The 4,952-nt window shown below is 33.9% G+C and carries 5 protein-coding genes and 1 pseudogene; 3 read left to right on the top strand and 3 right to left on the bottom strand.

Annotation, left to right across the window (positions count from 1 at the left end; all coding sequences use genetic code 11):
- Positions 1 to 287: 287 nt before the first annotated feature.
- From BN1356_RS12335 to BN1356_RS12735, 3 genes are all read left to right on the top strand, one after another.
- Positions 288 to 998, top strand: a complete 711-nt coding sequence (locus tag BN1356_RS12335) for a C39 family peptidase (RefSeq protein ID WP_093651655.1) — start codon at positions 288 to 290, stop codon at positions 996 to 998.
- A complete protein-coding gene (locus tag BN1356_RS12330; RefSeq protein WP_093651654.1) occupies positions 988 to 2,124 on the top strand; it encodes a hypothetical protein in 1,137 nt (378 codons plus the stop codon). Before BN1356_RS12335 ends, BN1356_RS12330 begins: the two co-directional genes overlap by 11 nt.
- Positions 2,125 to 2,448: 324 nt before the next feature.
- Positions 2,449 to 3,339, top strand: a complete 891-nt coding sequence (locus tag BN1356_RS12735; RefSeq protein WP_176694294.1) for a C39 family peptidase — start codon at positions 2,449 to 2,451, stop codon at positions 3,337 to 3,339.
- Between the two features lie 40 nt (positions 3,340 to 3,379).
- Here BN1356_RS12735 and BN1356_RS12320 read toward each other — a convergent pair.
- The 3 genes and pseudogenes from BN1356_RS12320 to BN1356_RS12725 all read right to left on the bottom strand — a co-directional run.
- Positions 3,380 to 3,901: pseudogene (locus BN1356_RS12320) on the bottom strand (IS3 family transposase); the annotation flags it as partial.
- 12 nt (positions 3,902 to 3,913) lie between these two features.
- Positions 3,914 to 4,078, bottom strand: coding sequence for a hypothetical protein (locus BN1356_RS12730; RefSeq protein ID WP_176694293.1), 165 nt, complete (start codon positions 4,076 to 4,078; stop codon positions 3,914 to 3,916).
- A gap of 584 nt (positions 4,079 to 4,662) precedes the next feature.
- Positions 4,663 to 4,824, bottom strand: coding sequence for a hypothetical protein (locus tag BN1356_RS12725; RefSeq protein ID WP_176694292.1), 162 nt, complete (start codon positions 4,822 to 4,824; stop codon positions 4,663 to 4,665).
- Positions 4,825 to 4,952 lie beyond the last annotated feature (128 nt).

The following is a 4,952-nucleotide window of genomic DNA, read 5'->3' as shown; positions in this document are numbered from 1 at the left end:
CAGTCCTCGCTAAACGTGGACTGGTTTCATGCCTAGATTATTATCTTGAACGACATGCGTTAAAAGTTAGTTGAACCGCCGTGTGCCGAACGGCACGCACGGTGGTGTGAGAGGGGCTAGGAATTAGCCTCTACTCGATTTCAAAACCATCAGCTTTTATACCAGATTGAAGTAAGAATGTTGTTTTTAATTTTTCATTGTATAATTAATTGATTTTATTTAAGAAAAGTATTACAATTACCTTGAAAGAAAACGTTTACAAAAAACGATTATAGAAGGATTTTATTATGAAAAAACATCTCAAGAGTTTAGTATGTCCAGTAGTCATTTTATCTGCATCGTTATTTTTCTCTTCACCTGTTTTTGCAGCTACTGATCAAGAAGGGGTCAAAGAGGATAAAACTGTTATTAATGGTGGAGTAGATTTTGAAACGCCTCTTGAAGAGAATATTATTAAAATTTCTGAAAGATCACCTAAACCAAAACAAGTGGTTTTAAAAATTCCTTTCCAAACACAAATTAACAATTATTATTGCGGACCTGCTTCAGCCTCAATGATTGTAAACTCTCTTGGTTACAATAAATCACAACAACAGATGGCAAGTTTGTTAGGCACTACAACGAATGGCACTAATGCAGGTAATGGAGTTGCTAATGCTCTGAACAGTGCTATTAAAGGTTCCAGATTTAAATTTAGATGGGAATGGCATACTTATAATCAAGTTGATAAAATGAAAGGCCATGTTGTTGAAGCTTTAAGCTATGGAAATCCTGTTATGGTTAATACTGCCGAAAGTCCTGGAGATGTATATCTAAGAGGTCATAATATTGGTGCACCACTGTACCATTTTGGTGTAATTGGCGATTATTTCAATTATGGCAACGAAGTTACTTATGTAGATCCTGGCTATGGACGTGTTCCTGGGTTTGTTATTGAGCAACGTGTCTCTATTAAAAATATGAGTTATGCTTCAGGAACTCGTGGGTATGCTTGGTAAAATTTTGAAGATTTTCCTTATCTCACTGTCTATTCTTGGTTTGAGTGCTTGTAAACAAAATAATTTTATCTATTCAAAACTAGAACCTATTCAATTCAAAAATGAACCTTCCTCAAATCTACTAAAGAAATCTAAGACTTTATCTTATTCAGAGACATTCTCTTTTGTTCCAACATTTTTAGGAAATGATAAAATTGTCTATGGATATAGTATTGATGAACAAGGGAAAAAAAGCTCTTTGATTTCTCTTAATCTTACGAATAATGAATATTCTGTAGTTAAATCTGTTAATTTTGATGAAAATCCAATTACGTTTGGGATATATTACGCTGATAAAAACTACGTGATTTTTAACGAATATCATTATGAGGAGAAGGAATCTAAGTATTTTTTATGGAGTAAAAAGGATAATGATTTTTTAGAAATATTGAGTATCTCTGGAGTTCACCCTCTTCATTTTACTGAGATTAGCAAATGGAAAAATATATTTATTATTATTACCAGTGATTCTACGGGGAATTACCCTATTATCTCTTATAATTTAGAGTCCAAAGAGCGCACTATTGTTGAATCAAAGAATAGTGGACATCCAGTTGTTATTGATAATACGCTATATTACCTTTTATTTGACAACAAGCAATTAACAACAAGCTTGATAAGTTATGATTTACTCACTTTTAAAAAAAGTGAACTGAGTAAAACTAATGGAAAAGATGAATTTTATAATGGATTAAATTCAGATGGAAATGATCTAATTACTGTTAAGCAAACTCCGAAAGGTACGACATTTTATCAAGGGTACGGTAATAATAGTAAAAAGTTATTGTTTTCAGAGTATTCAGAGGCAATTTCTAGTCACAATGGTTTTTTGACATTTCTAGGTAATAATCGAATATCTAATGATGGACGGTTACAGTATTATTTATACGATTTAAACAAAAAAATAAAATACAATTACGACGGAAATATACTTTACCTCTCAGATATAGGGATTTTTTGGGTAGAATATTTATTACCAGAATCTAAGATAGCTAATGGCGAGGTTTTTAAAAAAGAGAATTCAAGAATGAGATTTCTTGAATTTAATAAATATAGAAAGACAAAGTCAATAGTTTCATCTGAATAATTTTTTTGTTCACTAAATAAGTTTTAGGGTACGCCAAAAATTCCTCAGAAAAAGACACATTTTTTGAGGATTAGGGGGGTAAAATTCCAATGCTAATTTATTTTTCTCTCGTCAAAAGAAATGTTGTTTTTGAGAAGATAGAATATCATCCTAATTAGCTTTTTAGCGACATCAATGCCCACAAAAAGCTGTGGTTAGAGCCTTTCTGAAATCGTCAAGTGATTGGAGTAAAAGAACTAATCTACAGTGGCTTATTCCAAGTTTATCACTTGGGATTTGGCAGTAGCTAACTGCACTAAATATAATATAAGGAAGTAGTGTCTTATGAAGAGTAAAATAATTTGGAGTATCCTAAGTCTCTTTGTCATATCTTTAGGATGTATTACCTCTCTCTTTCTACTCAAAGAAAATCCTGTGTATAAAGATATTGAAACAAAAGAAGTAGCTAAAAGTTCTAAAGCACTAAATAAAACTGCAGGTTCTAATTTTAATAATGAGCCTAAAAAAAATCAACAGATTCAAGAAGAAACCTCAAAAAATTTGGAAGAGATTGGGCATTCCAAGTTAGATAAAGTGGATTTTGCTAAACCCAATCCACCGATTACACAAGAAACAATTGATCGATTGGAGAAAGAGAAAGATAAACAATATGGTGTCGGAGATAAAATTATGCTCAATGTCTCCCCTCAAGTGCAACGAGCATGGAATACATGTGCTCCAACAACTGTAAGCATGATGCTATCTAGTCGAGGCATTACGGTTTCTCAAGAGGTATTAGCTCAAGAGATGAAAACAGATACAACATTTGGTACTCATAATGCGAACGCCATTCAAATTTTGAATCGCCATTTATTTGGTTATGATACTCCACGAGCTAATCAAGATGGCTACAAATTAGAGACTGTGACAACATCCGATATAAAATCTGAACAAATGAGCTTATTCAAAGAACGTCTGAAACAAAATATAGCAGATGGTTATCCGATGTATTATACATTTGACTGTGCAAAGATTTATCCAGGAAGCTACGGTGAACATAATGTAATTGGTATTGGTTATCAATTGGCTGAAGATGGTTCTGATATTACTTATCTATACTATATTGATCCTTCCTATACCAAACAGGATTCCGTTTATGGTGGATTGAAAAAAGTAACACCAGAAGAATTATTTGAAGGCATGTTAACGTGTGTTGAACCCAACTATGGGTGGTGATGGACTTGTCAAGAAAAAAATAGACATAAAGTTAAGCTAATTAGTAACTATTTTTTTCAAATTCTACAGGTGAGAGATACCCTAATGCTGAATGCAAACGTCTAGGGTTATAGTAAGTCTCAATATATTTAAAAATCTCAAGCTGAGCTTGCTCAATAGTTGCGAAATGAGCATCATTGACAAGCTCCCTTTTTAATGTTTTATAAAAGGCTTCCATGAGTGCATTATAGTATGGATTACCTTTTCGACTCATACTAGACTTACATTTTTTCCGTCTAAGTAGGTCCTGAAATCGTGCTCCGGTATATTGAGAACCCTGATCTGTATGGACGATTACCCCTTCGTTAGACTTTTCTCTATTGTAAGCTTGATTGAAAGCCTCTGTTACCAACTTGTCTTGCATACGTCGGCCCATTGCCCAACCAACAATCTTTCTACTATGAACGTCTATAAAGACAGACAAATAAAGTATTCCTTCTTGTGTAGGAATGTAGGTTAAGTCTCCTAGCTATAATTTATTCTTACCAGTCGCTTGGAAACATTGGTTAACAAGGTTGGGACGAATTTCTAAAGTTTAACTAACCATTTTTACAGACTGTTCTTCCTCAAGAATGAGTTTTACAGCAGAGACTTTGAAGGCTTTATCAAAGAGTTCAAAAACTTGCTTTCTAGCATGTCTTTTGGTGATACCTGATTTTCCGATGATACCTCGAAAAATAACAGACCTCCAAAATCTCAAATACGAGCTCCCAGAACCCTTAAAACGCATTTTACGCTTTTTATTTCACGATCATCTTGCTGACAAGTAACCTAGGGCAGATTAGACTGGCTTATCAGCAAGAAGCTTTCGCGACATAAACGCTAAAAAGCTAGAACATCAATGACTCTATTTTGTTCTGCCAAAAAGTTTGAAAAGAGCATAAGGGAAACTGATATCACGTGCCGTGATATGTTGATAGTATCAACGTTTCCTGTGATAGCATTTTTCTTGGCTTCGCCTACTTTTGACTACGTTTAATACACACTAAGACATACTGGTGTTACTTTTACATACTCTTATAGCACATTAAGACACACTCTTTTTTTGGCATTTTCAGCTGAGTTCGGAGTAACTTCCATGTAAAGTATAATATAACGCACTATACTTTACTTCGTAAATATGCGGTCTGTCTGACGGAATCTTGCAGATAGCAAACATGCGAAAAAAGCACCCTCTCATCCAAGGGTGCAGATTGTCCTAATTGGACAATCTAGTAAGACCGCTTACGCTCAAAAAAAAATGTATCCATACTACAATTAAAAATGACACCAAAAACACTGTTGCTACTGTTGTAGCAACAGTGTTTTTGGTGTATATGCTGCTGAATTATAGTACTCCTTAGACTTTTCCCTTTCTTCGACATAAAAATCACGATACTGAGAAACCGATTTTTCTAAACGTTCCAATTTAGCAATGTCACCGATCAATTCATTTCTTTCAGTCATTATTTCCTTATATTTATATTAGCGGGTAGCTCCCGCCAGTATAAACCCTTTCTTAATTATTTTTTAGATTTGTTTTATACTTAGTTCAGCGCTGTGGATTAGTAATCATTTCCAATCGCTTTGACGTT

Origin of the sequence: Streptococcus varani, assembly GCF_001375655.1 — a bacterium.
Classification (GTDB): domain Bacteria; phylum Bacillota; class Bacilli; order Lactobacillales; family Streptococcaceae; genus Streptococcus; species Streptococcus varani.
The sequence above is the reverse complement of the archived record's forward strand: the minus strand, read 5'-3'. Positions and strand labels throughout refer to the sequence as shown.